Source organism: Prosthecobacter sp., assembly GCF_044378005.1.
GTDB lineage: Bacteria > Verrucomicrobiota > Verrucomicrobiia > Verrucomicrobiales > Verrucomicrobiaceae > Prosthecobacter.
On record NZ_JBILYB010000002.1, the window covers coordinates 71642 to 93571 of the forward strand.

16 protein-coding genes and 1 other RNA gene are annotated in these 21930 nt (G+C 59.9%); 13 read left to right on the plus strand and 4 right to left on the minus strand.

Annotated elements, in window-relative coordinates:
• Positions 1-148: 148 nt before the first annotated feature.
• The 9 genes from AC6FTP_RS00895 to AC6FTP_RS00935 all read left to right on the plus strand — a co-directional run bounded on the left by AC6FTP_RS00895 (position 149) and on the right by AC6FTP_RS00935 (position 13479).
• Positions 149-1612, plus strand: a complete 1464-nt coding sequence (locus AC6FTP_RS00895; RefSeq protein WP_497205014.1) for a sulfatase — start codon at positions 149-151, stop codon at positions 1610-1612.
• 82 nt (positions 1613-1694) lie between these two features.
• The gene (locus tag AC6FTP_RS00900; RefSeq protein ID WP_497205015.1) at positions 1695-2222 is read left to right on the plus strand and encodes a sigma-70 family RNA polymerase sigma factor; all 528 of its coding nucleotides are present in this window, start codon (positions 1695-1697) and stop codon (positions 2220-2222) included.
• Positions 2219-3157, plus strand: a complete 939-nt coding sequence (locus AC6FTP_RS00905; protein ID WP_497205016.1) for a hypothetical protein — start codon at positions 2219-2221, stop codon at positions 3155-3157. The genes AC6FTP_RS00900 and AC6FTP_RS00905 overlap by 4 nt, the downstream gene beginning before the upstream one ends.
• Positions 3154-4464, plus strand: a complete 1311-nt coding sequence (locus tag AC6FTP_RS00910; RefSeq protein ID WP_497205017.1) for a DUF1552 domain-containing protein — start codon at positions 3154-3156, stop codon at positions 4462-4464. Before AC6FTP_RS00905 ends, AC6FTP_RS00910 begins: the two co-directional genes overlap by 4 nt.
• A gap of 36 nt (positions 4465-4500) precedes the next feature.
• On the plus strand, positions 4501-6966 hold the full coding sequence (locus AC6FTP_RS00915; RefSeq protein WP_497205018.1) for a DUF1592 domain-containing protein: 2466 nt from the start codon (positions 4501-4503) through the stop codon (positions 6964-6966).
• A 26-nt stretch (positions 6967-6992) separates the two neighbouring features.
• Complete coding sequence (locus AC6FTP_RS00920; RefSeq protein WP_497205019.1) at positions 6993-8549, plus strand: sulfatase; 1557 nt, start codon at positions 6993-6995, stop codon at positions 8547-8549.
• A 120-nt stretch (positions 8550-8669) separates the two neighbouring features.
• Positions 8670-10619 carry a metallophosphoesterase family protein gene (locus AC6FTP_RS00925; RefSeq protein WP_497205020.1) on the plus strand — a complete coding sequence of 650 codons (1950 nt, stop codon included), beginning with the start codon at positions 8670-8672 and terminating at the stop codon, positions 10617-10619.
• Positions 10620-10816: 197 nt separating this feature from the next.
• Positions 10817-12205 (plus strand): sulfatase family protein, encoded by a 1389-nt coding sequence (locus AC6FTP_RS00930; protein ID WP_497205021.1) that lies wholly within the window; start codon positions 10817-10819, stop codon positions 12203-12205.
• Positions 12206-12339: 134 nt separating this feature from the next.
• Complete coding sequence (locus tag AC6FTP_RS00935; protein WP_497205022.1) at positions 12340-13479, plus strand: SGNH/GDSL hydrolase family protein; 1140 nt, start codon at positions 12340-12342, stop codon at positions 13477-13479.
• Between the two features lie 116 nt (positions 13480-13595).
• Here the strand turns inward: AC6FTP_RS00935 and xerA are convergent, their stop codons facing one another.
• Together xerA and rnpB are read right to left on the minus strand one after the other, a co-directional pair.
• The gene (gene xerA, locus AC6FTP_RS00940; RefSeq protein ID WP_497205023.1) at positions 13596-14522 is read right to left on the minus strand and encodes a site-specific tyrosine recombinase/integron integrase; all 927 of its coding nucleotides are present in this window, start codon (positions 14520-14522) and stop codon (positions 13596-13598) included.
• 21 nt (positions 14523-14543) lie between these two features.
• Positions 14544-14984: RNase P RNA component class A (gene rnpB / locus AC6FTP_RS00945), an RNA gene on the minus strand.
• Between the two features lie 117 nt (positions 14985-15101).
• On the opposite strand from rnpB, the gene AC6FTP_RS00950 reads away from it, so the two are divergent.
• Both AC6FTP_RS00950 and AC6FTP_RS00955 read left to right on the plus strand, forming a co-directional pair.
• Positions 15102-15983, plus strand: a complete 882-nt coding sequence (locus tag AC6FTP_RS00950; protein ID WP_497205024.1) for an alpha/beta hydrolase — start codon at positions 15102-15104, stop codon at positions 15981-15983.
• 165 nt (positions 15984-16148) lie between these two features.
• Positions 16149-17021, plus strand: a complete 873-nt coding sequence (locus tag AC6FTP_RS00955) for an SMP-30/gluconolactonase/LRE family protein (protein ID WP_497205025.1) — start codon at positions 16149-16151, stop codon at positions 17019-17021.
• A gap of 87 nt (positions 17022-17108) precedes the next feature.
• Here the strand turns inward: AC6FTP_RS00955 and AC6FTP_RS00960 are convergent, their stop codons facing one another.
• On the minus strand, positions 17109-18863 hold the full coding sequence (locus AC6FTP_RS00960) for a hypothetical protein (protein ID WP_497205026.1): 1755 nt from the start codon (positions 18861-18863) through the stop codon (positions 17109-17111).
• Between the two features lie 164 nt (positions 18864-19027).
• Between AC6FTP_RS00960 and AC6FTP_RS00965 the strand changes: the two genes are divergently transcribed.
• Together AC6FTP_RS00965 and AC6FTP_RS00970 are read left to right on the plus strand one after the other, a co-directional pair.
• Positions 19028-19945, plus strand: a complete 918-nt coding sequence (locus tag AC6FTP_RS00965) for a sugar phosphate isomerase/epimerase family protein (protein ID WP_497205027.1) — start codon at positions 19028-19030, stop codon at positions 19943-19945.
• A gap of 33 nt (positions 19946-19978) precedes the next feature.
• Complete coding sequence (locus AC6FTP_RS00970) at positions 19979-21052, plus strand: TFIIB-type zinc ribbon-containing protein (RefSeq protein ID WP_497205028.1); 1074 nt, start codon at positions 19979-19981, stop codon at positions 21050-21052.
• 86 nt (positions 21053-21138) lie between these two features.
• On the opposite strand, the gene AC6FTP_RS00975 is transcribed toward AC6FTP_RS00970, so the two are convergent.
• Complete coding sequence (locus AC6FTP_RS00975; protein WP_497205029.1) at positions 21139-21825, minus strand: RDD family protein; 687 nt, start codon at positions 21823-21825, stop codon at positions 21139-21141.
• Positions 21826-21930: the final 105 nt, after the last annotated feature.

The window sequence follows — 21930 nt, forward strand, 5'->3', positions numbered from 1 at the left end:
GGCACGCCTTCATTCAAAGGCGCGATGGACCGGCTTGATCAATGGCAGTGGGTCGTGTGCAGAACAGGCCAGGCAAAGACGTGACTCGCTGCTGCAAAGCATCGCCAATAACGAATTGTCGCCACGACTTGGCCGAAAAGATCCGCACGTGAGCAAAGACAAGCAGAGCAAAGACACTTTCGCCATCTGCCACAAACTCCGGTTAGAAGACCAGCATCAGGCCGTTTCACGCGCCACCATGCGCTTCCTCGTCTGTATCCTCGCCCTCTGCCCTTTGCTCTCTGCTTTCGCGAAGCCCAATGTCTTGCTCATCATGGCGGACGATCTGCGGGACTTTGGCGGGGCGTTCACGAAGGAGGTCGTGAAGACGCCGAACCTCGACCGTTTGCGGGCTCGTGGCACGACGTTTGAGCGGGCATATGTGCAGTATCCGGTGTGCAATCCGAGCCGCAGCAGCATGATGGCTGGCCTGCGGGCGGAGCAGACGGGCATCGTGGGCAATGACATTCCTTTGCGGCAAAAGATGCCGGAGGTCGTGACGCTGCCGCAGCTCTGCAAAGACGCTGGATGGCAGTCGCACGCGTATGGGAAGCTCTACCACCTCGGTGGCGGCAAGAATGCGGAAGCGAAGCAGCGCTGGATGGACGCTGGCAGTTCCTGGCAAACGGCGCAGGCGTTTGAAGCGACGAAAGCAGGCCGCAAAATGCTCGAGGGACGTGATGTGACCGGCGGGGCGCTGAAGTGGTGCCAGTGGGGCGCGGCGGATGGCACGGATGATGATCAACCGGATGGCCAGATCGCCGCGGCGACGGTGGCAATGATCGAGAAGCTCGGCGACACGCCGTGGTTTATCGGCTGCGGCTTCATGAAGCCGCATGATCCCTTCATCGCGCCGAAGAAATACTTCGATCTGTATCCCGCCGACTCGCTGAAGCCCTGGAGCGATCCCGCAGGCATGACAGCGGTGCGCAAGGAGAGCGTCGGCTTCGGCGACTACGGCACCGCTTTTGGCAAATTCACCGAGCAGGAGTGGCGCGAGCTTTTCCGCGCCTACTGCGCCGGCACCAGCTTCATGGATGCGCAACTCGGTCGTGTGCTCGATGCGCTCGACAAGCATCAGCTTTGGGAAAAGACGATCGTCATCTTCGTCGGTGATCACGGCTACCACACAGGCGAGCGGCAGTGGTGGAACAAAAACACGCTGTTCGAGCGCAGTTGCCGTGCGCCGCTCATCATCGCCGCTCCGGGCATGCGCGGCGGCAAGACCACGCGTTCACTAGTCGAGTTCGTCGATGTGTATCCGACGGTCGCCGACTTCTGCGGCCTGAAAATGCCTCACACGGCAGCGGGAGCCAGTTTGCGGCCCATTTTGACCGATCCCACCACGAGCATCAAAGACGCCGCCTTCACGCTCGTCACGCGTGGCGACAAACTTTACGGTCAAAGCATCCGCACCGCCCGCTGGCGCTTCACCCGCTGGAGCGATGGTCCAACCGAGCTCTATGACCACGAAACCGATCCGGAGGAGCTCCACGATGTCTCCGCGCAGCACGCTGATGTCATCGCGGAACTCACGGCTCGGATTCAAAGCCTGCCCAAGGTCTCAAAGTAGCGTTGGGGATCGATTCGGACTCATTCGCACCTTTTTTTTGGCAAATGAAACGGTGACCGGCAACGAGTAGGTTGAAGTCACCATGTCGCAGCCGTCAGACCATCCTCAGCATGACCAGTTCCTCCGCCTTTATGCGGAGAATGAGGTGGCATTGCACACGTTTGTCCGCTCGCTGTTGCCCACCCGGCAGGAGGCTTCAGAGGTGATGCAGGAGGTGATCGTGGCCCTTTGGCAGGGCTTTGCCTCGGCGGAAGAGTTCCGGCCCTGGGCCTTCGGAGTGGCGCGGAATCAGGTGCGGATGCATCTGCGCCGCCGAGTGCGTGACCGTCATGTTTTCGACGACGAATTGGTGAACCGGCTTGCGGACTTGGCGGTGCATCAGGAGCCGCAGCATCTCACCGAGCGCGAGGCTTTGGAGGGCTGCCTGCAAAAGCTGCCGCAATCCCAAAAAGAGCTGGTGCTCGCCGCTTACACCAAGGGCACGCGAATGGACAATCTCGCCACACGGCGCGGACAGACGCCGATGTCACTCTACAAACTGCTTCACCGCATCCGGCAGGCGCTGCTGGACTGCGTGGAGCACACACTTGCTCAGGAGGAAAGCGTATGAACACAGACTGGCATGACCTCATTCAGCGCTACATCGCTGGACTCACCACGGAGGAAGAAGCCACACTTCTTCACAGCTCGCTCAAACGGGATGACGCTGTGGCCAGATTGTATCTCCGATACATGAATTTGGATGTGGCCTTGGAGGCCCATGCTGGGTCGCAGGCAGCGGTCACAGAAATGCTGGTGTCACCGTCTCAGATTGAATCGAAACGCAGGAGTGTCTGGCTCTCCTGGCGGCCGCTCACCGCTGCGGCGGCGGGGATTGTGTTTGGGATGTTTTGCTCGTCGGTGGTGTTCGGGTATGTGGCCCAGCGGGCGGCGGTGAAGAAGATGCCGCTTCTCGTTTTCGATGCGGGCCTGGAAGATGCAAAGCAACAGCTCAAAGACGGGCTGCCAGATCATGTCGGGCAATGGGGCGTGGATTCCGCCAAGATCCTGGCGGCAGAGGCGAAGGTGAAGCCTCTGCAAGGCTCACACATGCTGCGGCTGGAGCCCATTCCGCGTGAGAAAAACGTGAAGAATCACACCTCGCGAGCTTACCAGGCGCTTGATCTTCGTGCACAGCCCTTGCCACTGCTGGGCGAAGATTCCGAGGTGGAGGTCACCGCTTCGTTTTGCGCCATGAACAGCGACTTCAGCTCACGTTACCTCATCCGTGCCATCGCGCTGGATGAGGTGCCGGAGGTCGCCATGAAGGGTTTCTGGTCAAAGGTGGATAGCGATGGCGTCGTGTCCCAATCGCAGCGGTTTGATACAGCGCCCGGAGAATCGGGCTGGCATACGTTCTCCATGAAACTGCGCCTGCCGCCTGAATCGAAGACACTGGTGCTGATCTTCGGTGCCGTGCCTCCTGTGGACGCCGCGCAGCCGCCATCCGTGCACTACCTTGATGACGTGCAGGTATCGCTGGTCACCTCCCAACCTCTTCCATGAGCAAAAATCACCTCGCCACACCCAACCGCCGTTTCTTCCTGCGTGCCACGGGCATAAGCCTCGCGCTTCCCTTGCTGGAATCGATCGGAGGCCGTGTCTTCGCACAAAACGCCGCCGTCGGCTCGCTTGCGGGGAAAGCAGTGAATGCCGCGAGACCAATGCGCCTGGTGTGCATCGGCAATTTGCTCGGTTTTTATCCGCTGGCCTTCTTTCCGACAAAAACAGGCGCGGATTACGAACTGCCGGAATCCATCGAAGCTCTCAAGCCGCATCAAAAGGAATTCACGCTCTACTCAGGACTCGATCATGGCGTCAAAGGCGGGCATTTTGCCATGAGCTCCTTCCTCAGCGGCGTGCGCACATCCGATGCGAAAGGCATGCCGGAGGGCAACATCACCGTCGATCAACGTGCGGCGGAGACGATGGGCGGCGCGGCGCGGTTTCCATCGCTCACGTTGGGATCAGAGAGCGGCATTCATGGCGGCTGTCTCCTGTCGTGGACACGCAGCGGCACACGGGTGCCGCCGATCAGCACGCCGCGTGAGTTGTTCCAGAAACTCTTCATCAATGAAGATGCCAAAAGTCTCGCCGCATCCATGGACCGGCTCGATTTGAAAGGCTCCATTCTCGATGCCGTGAATGGCGATGCAAAGTCGCTCCAGCGCCAGCTCGGCCAGCGCGACAAGGAAAAGCTCGACGAGTATTTCACCTCCGTCCGCGATGTGGAGAAGCAGATCGAGCTGCGCCGCCAATGGGCCAGCGTGCCGAAGCCGGACCCGAAGATGCAGGAGCCGAAGAACACCGATTTCGTCGCTGACCTACCCGTGATGTATGACCTCATCGCCCTCGCCTTGCAGACGGATTCCACGCGCATCGCCACGCTCGAGATCGGTGGCGATTTCGAGGCCGCCGCCTTCGGCTTGAGCGGCGGCTACCACGGCCTCTCCCATCACGGCCAACGTCCCGAGGCCATCAAAGGCCTCATCAAAATGGAGCGCTATCAAGTGGAGCAGTTCGCTAGGTTCTTGGAGAAGCTCAAGAGCATCCAAGATGGCTCCGGCACGCTGCTGGATCACTCCATGGTCCTTTTCGGCAGCGGCATGGGCAATGCGAACGCCCACACGAACAGCAATCTCCCCGTCATACTCGCCGGTGGCGGCTTCAAACACGGCGAGCACAAAGCCTATCCCGCCAAAGGTCTTGGCCGACAGATGCTCTGCAATCTGTATCTCTCCATGCTGCATCGCTTCGGGGCCGAGGTGGAGGCATTTGGGACGAGCACGGGAACCTTGACAGGGCTCGTGTGATTCATGGCAGGCACTTCATTTATCCGTTCAAGCACCATGCTTCGCTTCTCGATTTCTCTCGCGGCCACGCTTCTCACCCTTGTCAGCATTTCGTTGCATGCCGAGCCAGGCATAGAGCCAGCCCGACACTTCCTCGCCACTTACTGCAACGACTGCCACGGAGCCGAAAAACAGAAGGGCGACCGCCGCTTTGACCAGCTGGTGCTGCCTGTCGGCAAAGTGGACACGCTGGTCGAACTCAAAGACATCCTCGATCAGATCAATCTCGGCGAAATGCCGCCGAAGAAGTCGAAGCAGCCCCCGGCGGAGGAGGCCAAAGCCTTTGTCGATCAAATGACTCGTGCGCTGTCCGAGGGGCGTGAAAAGCTCGCCAGCACCGGTGGCAGCACCGTTTTGCGTCGGCTGAATCGCACGGAATATCTCCACACCATCAGCGATCTCTTCTCGCTGAACATGGCAGCCTTTGACCCGACGACGAAGTTCCCGCGCGATCAATCCGCCGAGCACATGGAAAACCTCGGCGATGTGCTGCAAACCTCCGGTTACCTCCTCGACCAGTATCTCGATGCGGCGGATGCGGTGGTGGAAAAGGCCTTCGCTCAGCAACGGCAGGTAAAGGAGCAAGCGTGGCACTTCACCAAGAACTTCAGGTCCAACCTGAAAAGAAAGGAGAAGGACTACAACAACGCACACCTGCTCGTGGAGGAGTGCATGGACTCCGACAAGCACACCGCCGGATTTGGCGTGATCGAGGACTTCGTCGATGGCGTGCCAGTGGACGGCTTTTACGAGGTCCAGGTTCTCGCCAAAGCCATGAACCGGGAGCATCCGTATGACCCCAAATGGTTCGGCATTGATCCACGCGAACCTTTCCGCCTCGGCATCGTGCCTGGCGATGCCAAAATCGGCCCTCTCGACCTGCCTCAGCCGCAGCAGCCGATGCTCGCCGAGGTGGCGCTGGACGATGGCGAGGCCAAGTGGATCACGATGAAAATGTGGTTCGATGCCGGACACACGCCCCGCTTCGTCTTCCCAAACGGCCCCGATGATGCCCGCGGCACGTGGTTCCGAATCGCGGAGCAGCACAAAGACTTGTGGGATCAATTCATGGACGAGGATGATAAGCAAAAGGGCAAGCTCGGCATTGTCGCCGCACGACAGATCACGCTGCACGTTCACAAACACCCGCACATCCGCATCGACGAAGTGAAGGTTCGCGGCCCACTCGCTGAAACATGGCCTCCAGCATCGCAAAAGGCCGTTTTGGGCACCGAAACCTTCCAAGCGGAGAAAACCCGCTCCTTGCTCCAAACCTTCGCCGACCGCGCTTACCGCCGAAAAGCCACGGAGGACGAAATGAACCGCCTCATGGCCGTCGCGGAAAAACGCATTCAGCAAGGCCATTCTCCGCTGGAAGGCTTCAAGGCAGCCCTGAAGGCCGCGCTTTGCTCACCGGGCTTTGTTTACCTCTCCCACGAAACTCAAAACGACTCGAAGAAGCTCACCAGCCTCGCGCACGCCTCGCGACTGTCCTACTTTCTCTGGTCCACGATGCCCGATGCCGAGCTGTTGAGCGAGGACCTTACCAAGCCGGAGGTATTGCTGGCGCAAACACGCCGGATGCTCAAAGACAAGCGTTCCGATGCCTTCGTCGCCGGGTTCCTCGATAGCTGGCTGAATCTTCGCAACCTTGGTGGCATGCCGCCGGATCGCGGAGAGTTCGAGGAGTATTATTCTAAGGGTTTCCAAGACGCCTTCAAGACCGAGACGCGGATGTTCATGCGCGACCTGATCGACCGCGATGCCAGCCTCGTGAACTTCCTCGACAGCGATTACAGCTTCCTCAATCAAGCACTCGCCTCGCATTACGAACTCGGCGACATCGGCGAACCCGCCAAGGCGCACGAATTCCGAAAAGTCAGCTTCAAGACCGACAAACGCGGCGGCCTGCTCGGCATGGGATCCGTGCTCACCATCACCGCGAATGGCATCGAGACTTCGCCCGTGACTCGCGGCGTGTTTTTGCTCGAAAACATCCTCGGCACCCCGCCACCGCCGCCGCCCGATGATGTGCCCGCCATTGATCCCGACGTGCGTGGAGCCAAATCCATCCGCGAGCTGCTCAGCAAGCATCGCGAGTCGCCGAACTGCTACGGCTGCCATCAAAAGATCGACCCGCTCGGCTTTGCGCTCGAAAACTTCGACGCCATCGGCGACTGGCGTCCTCGAATCGGCAAAACCAAAATCGATTCCAGCGGCAAACTGCCCAGCGGCGAGAAGTTCGATGACGTGTCCGGCCTGAAAAAGATCCTCGTGCAGCGCAAAGACCTCTTCGCCAAAATGCTCACGGACCGCCTCCTCACCTACGCCTGCGGCCGCCGCATGGAAGCGCTCGACGAGGCCATCGTGGAGCGGATCGTCGATGAACTCCCGAAAAGGGAATACGGCCTGCGCTCTCTGATTGAGGCGGTCGTGCTCAGCGAAGCTTTCCGGAACCTCTGATGAACAAGCGAAACGATCTCACCCCAATGAAACTCATTACCATCCTCTTCATCGCGCTCTGCGGTGTTCTTTGCGCAGCGGAGACTCCTGCGAGCAAACTCAATGTGCTCTTCATCGAGATCGATGACCTGAACGACTGGGTCGGCGTCTTTGGCGGGCATCCGCAGGCGAAGACGCCGAACATGGACCGGCTGGCGAATCAAGCGGGCGGCACGGTGTTCTTGCAGGCGTATTGTCCGGGCTCGGTGTGCTGTGCGTCGCGCTCGGCGATGCTCACGGGGCTGCGTCCGTCCACCTCCGGCGTGTATGGCAATGGCAACAACCTGAAGTCATCGCCCATCGCGGCGAAGGCGGTCACCTTGCCGCAGTATTTCTCGCAGAACGGCTACCACTCGCTTTCGAGAGGCAAAATCTTCCACAAGCATCCGAGCTGGATCGGCATGGATGAAGGCCAGTGGGCCTTTGACGAGTGGGAGCCGAACGCCGGCGGCGATGGCCTCGACAAAGCCGACCTGCCTCTGAACAAGTTGCCGATGCTCGATGGTCAGAAGTCGAACGCCGAGGCCAAGGAGTTCGATTGGGGGCCGACGGTCACCACGACGAAGGAAACGAGCGACTACCTCACCTGCGAATGGGCCGCGCAGCAGTTGGATCGCGATTTCAAAGGCAAGCCCTTCTTCATGGCCGTGGGCATCTCGAAGCCGCATCTGCCGTTTCATGTGCCGCAGGAGTTCTTTGACATGCATCCGCTCGATCTGGTGCAGGTGGCGGAGATCGTGGCCGATGACCTCGACGACATCCTCACGCCGCGCGGGAAGAAGAAGTTTGGCCCGACGGAGGATTTCCTGCGGGTGCAGCAAGCGAACCAGTTCAAGCAAATCACGCAGGCCTATCTTGCCGCGTGCTCGTATGCGGATCACTGTGTCGGTGTGGTGCTCGACAAGCTGGCGAAGAGTCGCTACGCGGAAAACACCCTCGTGGTCGTGTGCGGTGATCACGGATGGTTCCTGGGTGAAAAGCTCCGCTATCGCAAAACCGATCTCTGGCAGGAATCCACACGCGTGCCGCTGATCATCCGCGTGCCCGGCATCTCGGAGAAGGGAATCAAATCGAACCGCATTGTGAACCTTCTCGATCTCTACCCGACGCTGGTGGAGCTGTGCGGCTTGCCCACCAAGGAAGGCCTGGATGGTCGCAGCTTTGCCGGATGGCAAAAAGCACCTTCGGAGTATGGCCCGCCCACGCTCACGACGATGGGATTTCAGAATCACTCCGTGCGCTCGGCCACGCATCGCTACACGCGTTATGCGGACGGCACGGAGGAGTTCTACGATCATCAGAGCGACCCGATGGAGCGTCGCAATCTGATCACGGATGCCAAGCTGAAGCCCATCGTGGATGAACTGCGCGCTTACCTGCCGAAACACGACGAACCCGAAGCCCAGGAGAACGAGATCGACAAGAAACGCCTCCGCAAGGCCATGGCCCAGATCAAGCAGATGGGAAAAGAATACCGCGAGAAGGCCGAACGCGGCCAGATCGATCCCGAGATGATCCGCAAGGTCTACGACAGCCTCAAGTAGCCATGAAGCGCACCCGTCGATGGTTGATGAAGTTGTCCTTGAGCATTTCGACTCGCGTGGAGAACTCCAGAACCGTGTTCGCCGCTAAAACCGCACCTCATTGAGTCCGAACCCAAACCCATGAAACTATCCCGACGTCGTCTCCTGCAAGCGGCTCCGCTGCTGCTTGTCTCTCATTCCAGCCAGGCAGCCGATGAGGCGATGCCTTTTGGCGATGCTTTTCCGACTCTCGAATCGCTCACGACGGGTGAGTGGTGGACGAAGGCGGCTCAAGCCTCTGCGAATCCGAAGAAGGGCAAAGGCAAGGGCGGGCCACCTCCTGCTCCGTCGATGAACGTGCCGCGTGATGAGGTGGTGTGCTTCGCGCAATACACGCAGCAGAATGGTGTGCTGAAAATGAGTGCGCAGCTTTTCCCGCTGATGCCGGGCGAGGAGCGCATGGCTCGGCTCGAAGTAAATCACGAGGGTGAGGACTGGAAAGAGATCGCGAAAAGCGAAGTGCTCTATCCAGGCTGGGATGCGCATTTCCGCGTCGAGGGTTGGGATGGCTCGAAGAATGTGCCCTACCGCGTGCGTCATGGTGAGAAGGCCATGTTTGAAGGACTCATCCGTCGCGATCCCGTGGACAAAGAGGTGATCGTGGTGGCCAACATGAGCTGCAACTCCAGCCGCACCATCGGGCCGCGCACGGAGATCATCGACAATCTCCGCGCTCAAGATCCCGACGTGCTTTTCTTTGGCGGCGACCAGACTTATCGCCACACCGAGCACACGGCGGGCTGGATCGAGTTTGGCCTCCAGTTCCGCGACATCATGCGCGACCGGCCCACGGTCTGCATCCCGGATGACCACGATGTCGGCCATGGCAATCTCTGGGGCGAGAGCGGCAAGCAATCCAGCATCGAGGGCGATGCGGATGGCGGCTTCCGCTATCCGGTGGCGTATGTGAACCAGGTGCAGCGTCAGCAGAGCTGGCATCTGCCGGATGCGTATGACCCCGAGCCAGTGACTCGCGATGTGCGCGTCTATTTCACGCGGATGCTGGTGGGCGGCATCGACTTCGCGATTCTCGAAGACAGGAAGTTCAAAAGCGGCCCGGCTGGCAAAATCCCGCAGATGGGGCCGCGACCCGATCACATCAATGATCCTGCTTACGACCCCAAAAGCATCGATTTGCCCGGACTGGAGCTTTTGGGCAAGCGGCAGGAAAAATTCCTCCACGAGTGGGGCCAGGACTACAGCAAGGGCGCGGAGATGAAGTGCGTGCTCTCCGCCACCGCATTCTGCGGTGCCGTCCACATGCACGGCGGCGTGGACAAGCGCCTTCTCGCCGACCTCGATTGCAATGGCTGGCCCCAGGCAGGCCGCAATCGCGCCCTCGTGGAAATTCGACGTGCCTGGGCACCGCATCTGTGCGGCGATCAGCACCTCGCGGTCGTCGTGCGTCATGGCATCGAGCAGTTTGGTGACGGCCCTTACAGCTTCACCAGCCCCGCGCTGGTCAATACGATCTATGGGCGCTGGTGGCATCCGCTGGATGAGAAAGCAGGCCCGAATCCCGTGCCCGGCAGTCCCTTGCCCTGGACCGGTGACTTCAAAGACGGCCTCGGCAATCGCATCAGCATGCTCGCCTATGCGAACCCGGAAGACATGCAGGACGAAAAGCAGCGCGCCGATGGATACGGCCTCATCCGTTTCAATAAAACGACCCGCCAGACCACCTTCGAGTGCTGGCCCCGCTTCGCCAAAGTTGCTGAGGGTGACAAGGCGCAGTTCCCCGGCTGGCCCATCACCATCTCTCAAGATGCCAACGATGGTCGCCACGTGGCCGGCTGGCTGCCTGAGCTCGTCATCGAAGGCGCTGAGAACCCCGTCGTGCAAGTCATTGAAGAATCCACCGGCGACATCCTCTACACCGTGCGTGTTCGCGGCCACCGCTTCCAGCCCCGTGTCTATGCCCAAGGCAAGCACACCATCAAAGTGAACCCCGGAGAACCGACTTCCCAAGAAGACAAAGGCTTGGAGCCGAAGACCAAAGAAGCCGCTGGAACCCTGGTGATGAAGATTTGATCCGCCACAGGACTCGATCTCGACATGCAAAACCACGCCAGTGCTCTCGAAGACCCGAAAGCTGCGGGAGCGCTGTGGGCTCGGCATGTCAGGGTCGGCTCGTGAGAGCAGCATCAGCCGCGAACGCATTGGCAAATGACATCGCAGCCTCTCCATTCTCTTGAAGTTTCGCTGAAGACTGACGTTTCAGCGCGACCATGAGACTCCTTGTTTTTCTCTTCGCCCTCAGCGCTTCGCTTTACGCGACTGACAAACCCAACATCGTCGTGATCGTCGCCGATGACCTCGGGTATGCGGATTTGACGTTTAACCCGCAGCATCCGAAAGAGATCGTGACGCCGAATCTCGATTCGCTGGCGAAGCAGGGCGTGATTTGTCGGCAGGGTTATGTGACGGGGCATGTGTGCTCGCCGACGCGGGCGGGGCTGATGCTGGGGCTCTACACCGGCGGTGAGGCAGGCAGCGGGGTGCCGATGAGCGAAAAGCTCTTCCCGCAGTATTTGAAGCCCGCCGGCTATGCGACGGGGCAGTTTGGCAAATGGCATTTGGGGCCGGATTTGGCCTGGAGTCCGGCCCTGCGCGGATTTGATGAGGTGTTCGGCTTTCTCGGCCGCGGGGCGCATGACTACTTCAAACTCGATGACCCGAATGATCCGATATATCGCGGCACGGAGGTGGTGAAGGAGACAGGTTACCTTACCGATCGACTCGGCGAGGAGACGGCGGCTTTCATCACGAAGCACAAGGCGGGGCCGTTTTTCGCTTACCTAGCCTTCAACGCGGTTCATGCACCGTTGCAGGCACCGGAGGACGAAATCGCGAAGTTCAACACCGGTAACAAAGACCGCGATGCACGCCTCGCGATGGGCAAGCGCATGGACGATGCGATTGGCCGTGTGATGACCTCGCTGATGTGCCGCCCGAGGCGGTCGAGATGGCCAAACCGGGCGAGTTTGCCAAAACGCGATCACCAAAAGCATCGCGAATACGTGCAGGCCTATCTGGCGTGCATCGCCTTCACCGATGCGCAGATCGGGCGCGTGCTCGTTGCCTTGGATAAGTCACCATACAAGGACAACACTCTCGTCGTGCTATGGAGTGATCACGGCTGGCATCACGGAGAGAAGGAGCACTGGCGCAAATCCACGCTCTGGGAGGAGGCCACGCGGGCACCGATGATCTGGCGTGTGCCGGGTGTGACAAAGGCTGGCGGTGTGTGCGCCCGACCGGTCGATTTCCTCGGCATCTATCCCACGCTGTGTGATCTGAGCGGCGTGCCGCTACCGCCACATCTCGAAGGTGTGAGCCTGAAGCCGCTGCTGGCCGATCCGCAGGCCGCATGGGATCGTCCGGCCATCAGCACCATGCACGATGGCAATCACGCCGTGCACACGGACCGCTGGCGCTACATCCGCTACGCCGGCGGTGGCGAGGAACTCTACGACGACCAGGCCAATCCGCATGAGTGGAGCAATCTCGCCAACCAGTCCGAGCACGCTGCGGTGAAGGCCGAGCTATCCAAGTGGCTGCCAACCACAACGGCGACCGGGAAGAAGAAAAAGAAGAAGGACAAAAAGGCCGAGTAGCCCTAGCATTTGTGCCCACGCACCATGGCTGCCAGGGATTGCACTCGCCATTTGATGGCGCTCTGGAGTGGCGGGGCGTTGACTGGCCGATGATCAAACTGCCGGGCTGAGCGCGTTCAAGTCATCTCATTCCCATGTCTTATATTCATTGCCTCCACAGTCTTCTTTTCCTCGCCTTAGCCAGTGCCTCCTTCGCGCAAAAAGCGCCGGATGTTTCGAAGCTCGATCCTGCGATGGGGGTGAACAAGGCGGCGGCTGAAAACCTCGACTGGCATGATGTGACGCAATGGGGAATCGAGGGGCGCATCCTGCCGGATCAGGAGCGGAAGCGCTGGTTTGATCGTCTGCCAGCCAGTGCCGAGGGCAAAGTGACGCCAGCCGTGTGGAGCCTGAGCCGTGACAGCGCGGGCATGATGGTTCGCTTCAAGACAGACGCCCCGGCCATCCATGTGCATTACAAGGTGATGAAGTCCAATCTTGGGATGCCGCACATGCCTCCCACGGGGGTGAGCGGCGTGGATCTCTATGCTCGGGACAAGGATGGGAAATGGAAGTGGGTGCAGGTGACTCGGCCCGCCACGCAGGAAGTGAAGGCGGAGGTCATCAAAGGTCTGGCCCCTGGCGAGCGTGAATACGCGGCCTATCTGCCGCTCTACAATGGGGCCGAGTTCCTGAAGATCGGTGTGGCGAAGGGCAGCAAGTTCGAAGGTCTGGCTCCGCGTGCGAAGCCGGTCGTCTTTTACGGCACCAGCATCACGCATGGCGCCTGCGCCAGTCGTCCGGGCATGGTTCACACGGGGATCTTGGGTCGCAGGCTGGACATGCCGGTGGTGAATCTCGGTTTCTCCGGCAATGGCCGCATGGACAAGGCCGTCGGCGAGTATCTCATCCAGATCGATGCCGCCGCTTATGTCATCGACTGCCTGCCCAACATGCAGCCTGCGGATGTGAGCGCGAAGTGTGTGCCACTCGTGAAGCAGCTCCGCGCCGCGAAGCCGGAGACCCCGATCGTGCTCGTCGAGGATCGTCGTTTCACGAATGACTGGATCACCCCTGCCAAGCATCAGTTCCACACCGACAATCACGCCGCTCTGAAGGCCGCCTATGACACGCTGATCAAAGAAGGCGTCAAAGGCCTGTCCTACATCCCCGGCGATAGTCTCTACGGCGACGACACCGAAGGTGCCACCGATGCCTCCCACGCGAGCGATCTCGGCTTCATGCGTCAGGCCGACATCTTCGAGCCCGTGCTGCGCAAGGTGCTGGGCAAGTAAGGCGCGGAGGCCAAAAAGCAGCGAGGGGGAGAGTAGAACGAGTTTCCAATTCGGGGGAAGAAACGGGCGAGATGCAATCTCGCCGCACCAGTGTACGACTTGAAAAGTCGTTCTACTCAAGCCCGCGGATGCGCGGCCTCATAAACTTCCTTCATGCGCTGGGTGGAGACGTGGGTGTAGATCTGCGTGGTGCTGAGGCTGGCGTGGCCGAGCAGCTCCTGCACGCTGCGGAGGTCGGCGCCGTTGTTCAGCAGATGGGTGGCGAAGCTGTGGCGAAGTTTGTGCGGGGTGACGTGGATGGGCATGCCGCTGGCTTTCCAGTATTTGTCCACGACATCGGCGATGGCCTGGTTGGTGATGCGTTTGCGCAGTTTGCTGAGGAAGAGGGGGCCGCTGTGGACGCTGGCTTTTTGTCGGTAGCGCTGGATGGCCACCATGGCGGGGCTGCCCACGGGGAGGAGCCGCTCTTTGCGCCCTTTGCCGATGACGCGGATGGTGTCGCTGTAGGCATCGACGTCTTCGACATTGATGGATGCCAGCTCGGCCAACCTCATGCCGGTGGAGTAAAAGAGTTCCAGGATGGCGGCATCGCGCTCGGGTCCCCAGGCAGGGGAGCGCGGGCTCTTGGGCAGCTTCATCGGCAGGGAGAGCATGTCATCCACCTGAGTGAGGGTGAGCACGACGGGGAGTTTTTTCTCCTGCTTTGGGAGCTGCACATCGAGCAGTGGATTCGTCTTCCAGCCCTGGCGGCGGGTGAGCCATTTGAAAAAGGAGCGCAGGGCGGCGAAGTGCAGCCGGATGGTCGCCCGGCCGAGGTCGCGCTTCATTTGCTCGAAGAGATACTGGCGGAAGTCATCGGCGGTGAGGTCCTGCCAGGTGGTGAAGCCTTTGTGACGTCGGCGGAACTCGCTGAGCGCGTGGTCGTAGTTCTCCAGCGTGCGGGGTGAGGAGCGCCGCTCCACTTCCATGAACTCAAGGAAGGCCGCCGAGAGCGGGTCATCGGGCAGTGGCGGAGGTTTGGCGGCGGGGGCTGGGCGTTTCACCGTTGGCGATGAGAAAGGGGAAAAGTGGGTCGGCCTTCATAAGCCGGATTTTGTGCCCTCGGCCTTTCGGCCTCCGGCGTGGTCATTTATCTGGCGACTCCTCGCGGAGCCGTCTCCTGCTTGCGCAGGATGCGACTATTACCCGGAGCTATCCATCCCCTTGCGGGGACTTGCGGCCAGGCGGGCCGTTTCTCCTGTTCTGTCTTGCACCGCGTGGGGTTTGTCATGCCTCCTTCATTACTGTCGGAGCGGTGGGCTCTTACCCCGCCTTTTCACCCTTACCCTTCTTCGCTCTTACGAGCTACGAAGGGCGGTTTGTTTTCTGTGACACTTTCCATTGCCCTGGGTTGCCCCAGAACCTCCAACGCTTGCGCGCGGCACGCTGCCTTGCGGTGTCCGGACTTTCCTCTCGTCCGCGCCCAGCCGAAGCTGGACCGACGAGCGACCACTCCGGCCGACCCGCTGCCAGACTAGGCGAGGCATTGGCTTTTCCAAACGAGAATTTTCACCCAATCGAACCCTGGCTGATGCCCTGTAACATGTGCTGGCAGGGAGCGTTTTGTCTGGCCCACCGCACTCATGAAACGACTCTCCCTCTGTCTTGCCGCCATCGCCCTTGGTTCCATCGCCCATCAGCCGCTTCGTGCGGCAGCCCAGGATGATCAGTATGTGCTCGGGCCGGACTCCCAGGAAAAGGCAGACGTGCCCAAGGGTGAGGTGATCCAAATGCCAGTCTGGAAGGACTCCAAGATCTTCCCCGGCACGACGCGTGACTGGTGGATCTATGTGCCAGCGCAGTACAAGAAGGACAAACCCGCCGCCGTGATGGTCTTCTGCGATGGCGCAGGCTTTGTGAAGCGCGACGGGCAGTTCCGCGCGCCGGTCGTCTTCGACAATCTCATCGCCAAAGGCGAGATGCCGGTGACCATCGGCATCTTCATCCAGCCGGGTGTCTTCCCGACGAGTGAACCGAAGGACAAGCCGCGCAGCAATCGCAGCTTCGAGTATGACTCGCTGGGCGATCTCTACGCGCGCTTCCTGATGGAGGAAATCCTGCCAGCCGTGGCGAAGGACTACAATCTCACGACGAATCCCGATGAACGCGCCATCTGTGGCAACAGCAGCGGCGGCATTTGTGCTTTCACCGTGGCTTGGGAGCGTCCGAATGAGTTCCGCAAAGTCGTGAGCCACATCGGCAGCTTCACAAACATCCGCGGCGGGCATGTGTATGCAGCTCTGGTGCGTAAGACGGACAAGAAACCGCTCAAGGTCTTTCTTCAGGATGGTCGGAACGATCTCGACAATCAATTCGGCAACTGGCCGCTGGCGAATCAGGACATGGCGGCTGCGCTGAAGTTCGCAGGTTACGATTACCAGTTCGTGCTCGGTGAAGGCACCCACAACGGCAAACACGGCGCAGCCCTGTTGCCGGACACGCTGCGCTGGCTCTGGAAGAAGTGAATCCATCGGACTTCGAGCACATCTTTGACAGGATTGACAAGATGATAGGATTCACAGGATTGGATTCATGATGAGCTGAATAAACTGGCAACTGATCCTGTGAATCCTATCATCTTGTTAATCCTGTCATCCTAGCCACTGCCACCCCAAAACTTACTTTCGATCATGAAGCACCTCCTCCTATCCCTCGCCCTACTGACAACGGTGTCCGCCCAGGACACCTCCTTGCACGAGTATCTCATCGACTCCGAACCGTGGAAGGAGGCGGCCTCTGGTTATGCCTTCACCGACGGGCTCTGTGTCGATGCCGCTGGCAACTTGTTCTTCACGGACGTGAAGGCGGGCAAGGGCATCTACAAGTGGGATGCCGCGACGGGGAAGGTGGACCTTTTCTTGGACAACCTCCCTGGCATCAGCGGTCTGCAAATCGGGCCGGATGGCCGCTTCTACGCCTGTCACAACAAGGAGCAGCGCATCATCGCCATCACCATGAAGGGGGAGGTGGAGGTGCTGCTCACGGGCGTGAAGTGCAATGACCTCGTGGTGAGCAAGAAGGGGAACCTTTACTTCACCGAGACACCCACGCAGATGATCCATCTCATCACGAAGGACAAGAAGCACGTCGTGGTGGATCAGGGCCGCGTGGTGAAGCCAAACGGCATCACGATCTCTCCCGATGAACGCACGCTCTTCGCCTCCGAATACGGTGGGAAGCACGTCTGGGCCTGGCGGATCGAGGACGATGGCACGCTGACCGGCGGTGCGCCCTTCATGACGATGTGGCTGCCTGTGGGCAAAGAGTCTGCCGCAGGTGATGGAGCGACGACGGAGTCCATGGGGCGAGTCTTTGTCACCACGGAACTCGGCATCCAGATCTTCGATCCCGCCGGGCGTCTGGCGGGCACGATCTCGAAGCCTGTGGCTGATGGCAAGGTGGTGAGCTGCGAGTTTGCCGGCAAAGATCACGACCTCCTTTTCGTGGCCGCTGGAGACAAGCTCTTCAGCCGGAAGCTGAAGGTGACGGGATATTTCCGCTGAGTGTTCTGGAGCCAGATTTGAGCCCAAGAAAAAAGCCCTAGGCTGATTATCAGCAGAGGGCTTTTGATTGAAGAGTACTTCCCAAGCTTACTTCACCTTCACGGGAGGCTGATTGCTGGGATACGCGGCGATGGCAGGCACCGGGACGGTTCTTCCAAAAACCTTGCCGCTCAAGACTTGGGTGTAAAACAGTGAGACATGGCTGGGGAGTCCGGTGACTTGGCTGATAGTCACTGTGACGGTTACGTTGTCTTTGATGGAGCTATAGACGTTGCTGTAGATCAGGTGGAGCGGGCGGCCATCAGCGATCAGTGGCAGAGTCTTGCCATTGAATGTCAGGCTCCCGAGGTTGGGCGTGATCGAGAAGGTGGAATTGGAGCCCGCCGCTGGAAGGTTCTTCATGAAAGTGGTGAAGACCACCCCACCAGAGCCATCAGCGTCACGCGATGCATCGGTGGGTTCGGCGTCGAGGACCATGGTGTAGCTTCCGGGGATGCCGGGGAAGATGGCATTGGGGTCTGGAGCGCCGAGACCCAAGATTTCGAGAACGTCTCCAAGTTCGATGTCACCAGCGAGGATGGTTTCGAGTTTGGCATTCAGAGGTGGGAGGAGGAAATTACCGGCGGCCAAGGGCTTGAGGGCATCCAGAGTGTTGAAGAGTACGCCTTGGAAGGTGACTTTGCGTTTGATGACGGCGGCTGGTTTGTTGCCAGCGCCATCGAGATCGAGGAGATCTTCAAGCGTCAGCGTGCCAGTGTAGATGCCTGTGAGTGGGTCCACCTTCCCAGTCCAGATCTTGGCCCAAAGGGCTGCTGTCGTTGGGGAAAAGCCGTCTCCATAAACAGGAACAAGCAGGTTTTTCGCATCAAGCGTGAGCTTCTTGGGAAGCAACCCGGCGTATTTGGCGAGATCCAGACCAGCGCCTGAGAAATCGAAGTCGAACTGGAAGGTATTATCGGGAGTCAGGATGCCCAGCAGATTGGCAAGCGTCTGACCTTTGGCTGGCAGCACCCAGGGCTCCATGGTCAGCAGCAGTTTCAGCGGACCGAAGCCGAGTGGGTAAGCTTTGTCCTTCGTGGCTCCCAGCGCGGGTTTGTTCCAGAAGAAGTCAGCCGCTGGTGCTGTGGCCGTGACGACGTGGAATCCGGGTTCACCGACGCGGGCGACGAGGTTGATCTTGCCTGCAAAGTAGCTGCCGGGGCGTTTTAGCACATTGAGGTAGGTGCGGTAGCCGCGGTTGGCATCGGGGAGCAGCGTGCCCGTGAGGGTGGTGCCGTCCGCCAGCTTGCCAGCGATCTTCAGAGTGCCAGCAGCATCCACCACGCCACCTGCGTAGCTGGAGCCCTCAGGACCGCTGGTGACCGTTCCAGAAGGGGTGAAGGCGAGGGTGTATTTGCCTGCCCAGTCTGCCGGGGCGAGCTTGGTTTTGGGGGAGAGTTTCACCCCGGTGGTGGCGACTCGATTTGGAACACCGGCGGCGGTGACGGTTGCCTCCAGAGTCTGACCGTTATTTTTCAGTGCCAGAGACAAACTCAGGGCTGGCAGTGTGCCACGAGCGATGGTGATGAGAGCTGGTGTCGTGGTGGCCGTGTCTGAACCTGCGTCGTAGTCGAAAGTGCCCGTGAAAGGATACGTCTTGTTTTCGTCCGTCGTCAGCTTGCCGGTCAGTTTACCCGTGGTGGCGACGGTGAGGGAGATAAACCCAGCCGGAGTGCCGGTGGCTTCGTCCGTTTGATACAGCAGGGCTTCGTAACCACCGATGTGGGAGGAGGGTGGCACCACAGCCAATGCGGCGGATGTGATGACCAGGAGACAGAGGATGGAGTGGAGCAATATCTTCATGGGGGCGTTGAGTGTTGGGCGCGCCTTTTATAGGCCACCCACTCGATTTAACAATCAGCCATCTTTGAAAAAAGGTAACGGGTCTTCAGGTGAGCTGGCACAATGACTTGACCCGAAATGCTGTGCTTGTTATCAGCAGCAGAGACATCCACCCCCTACCAACCATGATCAAACTCACCGGCATTTCCGACGAAGCAGGCGCACCTCTTGATGTGCAAATCCAGGCCCACCAGGAACTTGGTTGGGACAGCATCGAATCCCGTGGCGTGGAGTTCGACGGCGTGAAGGGGAACCTGCATGAGATCCCCGACGCGGCTTTCGACAAGGTCGTGGCACGCCTCGAAGAGAAAGGCATGAAGGTCAGCGGCTTCGGCTCGCTCATTGGCAACTGGGCCAAGAAGATCGCGGATGATTTCAGCATCACCGAAGCCGAAATCAGCCGTGCCATCCCGCGCATGCAGCGGCTGGGTGCCAAGCTCATCCGCGTCATGAGCTACGCAGTGTGCAAGGACGCCGATGGCAAAGACCTGGAGGAGCAGTTCGCCCCCGAGCGCATCCGCCGCATGAACGAAATCAACAAGCGCTTCGCCGACGCCGGCCTCACCGTCGTCCATGAAAACTGCATGAACTGGGGCGGCATGAGCCCCACGTACGTGAAGCGCATGACCGAGGCCGTGCCCGGCATGAAGTGGGTCTTCGACACCGGCAACCCCGTCTTCATCGATGACCGCGACCGCCCCGGCCAGAAGCAGGACGCCTGGGAAATGTATCAGGCCGTGAAGCCCTTCATGGCTCACGTTCACGTCAAAGACGGCATCTGGGACAAGACCAAGAACGATGCCGTCTATACCTTCCCCGGTGAAGGCGAAGGCCAGACCGAGCGCATCATGAAGGACCTCGTGGACACTGGTTACGAGGGCTACATCAGCATCGAGCCGCATGTGGCCGTCGTCTTCCACGGTGCTGGCGCTGCCGACGATCTCTCCCCCGAACAAAAAGCCAAGGAGCAGTACGACAGCTACATCAAGTATGGTCAGATGCTCGAAGCCATGCTGAAGCGCCTCGGCGCGAAGCTGGGCTGAGGAGACTCCTGAATCTGCATCCCGGCGTGCCCCATGTCTGAAGTCACCGCCATCTCGAAGTTCGCCTGCCCGGGCTGCGGAGGCGAGGCGGTGTGGACCCCATCCAAACACGCACTCGTTTGCCCCTACTGCGGCACCGAGTCGCCCGCCGAGCTGAAGGCCGACGGCTCCTTGATCGAGGAAAATGACCTCGTCGCCGCGCTGCGATCCCTTCCCGAAGATCAGCGCGGCTGGGCGGCGGTGAGGAAAACCGTGCGCTGCCAGAGCTGCCAGGCCATCTCTGTCTTCAATGAGGCGCGTGTGGCCCAGCGCTGTGACTTCTGCGGCTCGCCATCGCTCATCAATGTGGATGACATCCAGGCACCCATCCGTCCCGGCAGCGTCCTGCCATTCAAGGTGGCCGAGTCCAAAGTCCGCGAAGACATCCGCCGCTGGTATGGCAGCCACTTCTGGGCCCGCAGTGATGTCGGAGACAAGGCGCTCACCGACACCCTGCACGGCCTCTACCTGCCCTACTGGACCTTTGATGCCCACGCCGAGTGCCCCTGGGAAGCCGAGGCCGGGCACCACTACTACACCACGGACAGCCAGGGCAGACGCCAGCAGCACACACGCTGGGAATACGCCAGCGGTCATGTCAGCATGGCCTTCGATGACGTGCTCGTCCCCGCCTCCAAGGGCGTGCATCCGAAGCTGCTGGAGGAACTCCAGCCCTACCCCACCACCACGGATCTCGTCCCCTATGATCCCGGCTACCTCAGCGGCTGGGTCGTGGAGCAGTATCAGATCGACCTCATCCATGCGGCTCAGGACTCTCGTGATCGGATGGACTCCCGCCTGCGTGATGAATGCGCGCGTCAGGTGCCGGGGGACACGCATCGGAATCTCCAGATCAGTCCCAAGTTCAGCGCGCAGACCTTCAAGCACACGCTGCTTCCCGTCTGGCTTCTAACTTACAATTACGGCAGCAAGACCTATCAGGTGGCTGTGAACGGCTCCACCGGCAAGATCACCGGTGAATACCCTCTGAGCTGGATCAAGATCGCCATCGCCATCATCATCGGCCTGATCATCCTCTTTTTCCTGATCAACAACGGCAGCCACTGAGCCGCCCGGTGCCTCCGTCGTAGCACCACTTTACTTGGGCACGCCCTTACTCTGTCGAGGTTGTCCGCCTGCCCCGTTCTTGTGGCTCAGCACTTCACCACATGCGTGCCTGCGATGAGATCGTGGATGCAGCGGCGGTCTTCACGGAAGATGAAACAGATGTCGGTGATCGAGTAAATGAAGCCCAGGAGTGGGATGGCTCCGATGATGCCATTCACTAACCCGCGCAGAAGCACCGCCTTCACAAAGCCGGGATTGGAGTCGTCCTCGATGGAGGAGATGCGGATACCCATCCACTTCTTGCCAATGGACTGGCCGTGGGTGCTGAGGCGGACCAGATTGTAAATGACCAAAGCAAGGAGGTAGAGCCCCCCAACGCCTGCCAAGATGCCTCCTGTAGAAGACAGATTGCCGGTTTCTTCATCCATGGAAGCCATGCCCATCCCGAGCAAAATCCCGCCAGGGATGGCGGCAAGACCTTCGAGCATGGCCGCAGCGAGGCGCTGCCCCAGGGAGGCGAGTTCAGCCGAGCCACTCTTGCTGATCGGCTGGATGTGCGAAAGCGGGGCCGCGTAGGGATTCACGGCGACGGGGATCGCGGGGGCACCACCCGAGGTGAGGCCGCTGATCGAACTGAGTGGCTGCCATTCGGCCATGCCCTCTGCCCAGGCGAGATCTGCTCCGCTGAGTTCGCCCGTGGCGAGTTTTTGACTGATGTCATGATCGGCGAAGACGCCGAGTTGCTGTCCGTTGCGGGCGATGTGGTAATTCATTGGAAAGGTGATCGGTGTATCTGATGGGCGTCTCAGGAATCAACACTAAAATCCATCGCGTCCGTTATTCATCTCCTCCGCCCAGATGTAAGCCGATCTCAAATG

Bases quoted from the DNA above. Each gene is read 5' to 3' on its own strand.
- AC6FTP_RS00935 (WP_497205022.1), top strand. From the start codon at position 12,340: ATGTCTTATATTCATTGCCTCCACAGTCTTCTTTTCCTCGCCTTAGCC.
- AC6FTP_RS00910 (WP_497205017.1), top strand. From the start codon at position 3,154: ATGAGCAAAAATCACCTCGCCACACCCAACCGCCGTTTCTTCCTGCGT.
- AC6FTP_RS00960 (WP_497205026.1), bottom strand. From the start codon at position 18,863: ATGAAGATATTGCTCCACTCCATCCTCTGTCTCCTGGTCATCACATCC.
- AC6FTP_RS00975 (WP_497205029.1), bottom strand. From the start codon at position 21,825: ATGAATTACCACATCGCCCGCAACGGACAGCAACTCGGCGTCTTCGCC.
- AC6FTP_RS00970 (WP_497205028.1), top strand. From the start codon at position 19,979: ATGTCTGAAGTCACCGCCATCTCGAAGTTCGCCTGCCCGGGCTGCGGA.
- AC6FTP_RS00965 (WP_497205027.1), top strand. From the start codon at position 19,028: ATGATCAAACTCACCGGCATTTCCGACGAAGCAGGCGCACCTCTTGAT.
- AC6FTP_RS00955 (WP_497205025.1), top strand. From the start codon at position 16,149: ATGAAGCACCTCCTCCTATCCCTCGCCCTACTGACAACGGTGTCCGCC.
- AC6FTP_RS00900 (WP_497205015.1), top strand. From the start codon at position 1,695: ATGTCGCAGCCGTCAGACCATCCTCAGCATGACCAGTTCCTCCGCCTT.
- AC6FTP_RS00950 (WP_497205024.1), top strand. From the start codon at position 15,102: ATGAAACGACTCTCCCTCTGTCTTGCCGCCATCGCCCTTGGTTCCATC.
- AC6FTP_RS00920 (WP_497205019.1), top strand. From the start codon at position 6,993: ATGAAACTCATTACCATCCTCTTCATCGCGCTCTGCGGTGTTCTTTGC.
- AC6FTP_RS00905 (WP_497205016.1), top strand. From the start codon at position 2,219: ATGAACACAGACTGGCATGACCTCATTCAGCGCTACATCGCTGGACTC.
- AC6FTP_RS00915 (WP_497205018.1), top strand. From the start codon at position 4,501: ATGCTTCGCTTCTCGATTTCTCTCGCGGCCACGCTTCTCACCCTTGTC.
- AC6FTP_RS00930 (WP_497205021.1), top strand. From the start codon at position 10,817: ATGAGACTCCTTGTTTTTCTCTTCGCCCTCAGCGCTTCGCTTTACGCG.
- AC6FTP_RS00925 (WP_497205020.1), top strand. From the start codon at position 8,670: ATGAAACTATCCCGACGTCGTCTCCTGCAAGCGGCTCCGCTGCTGCTT.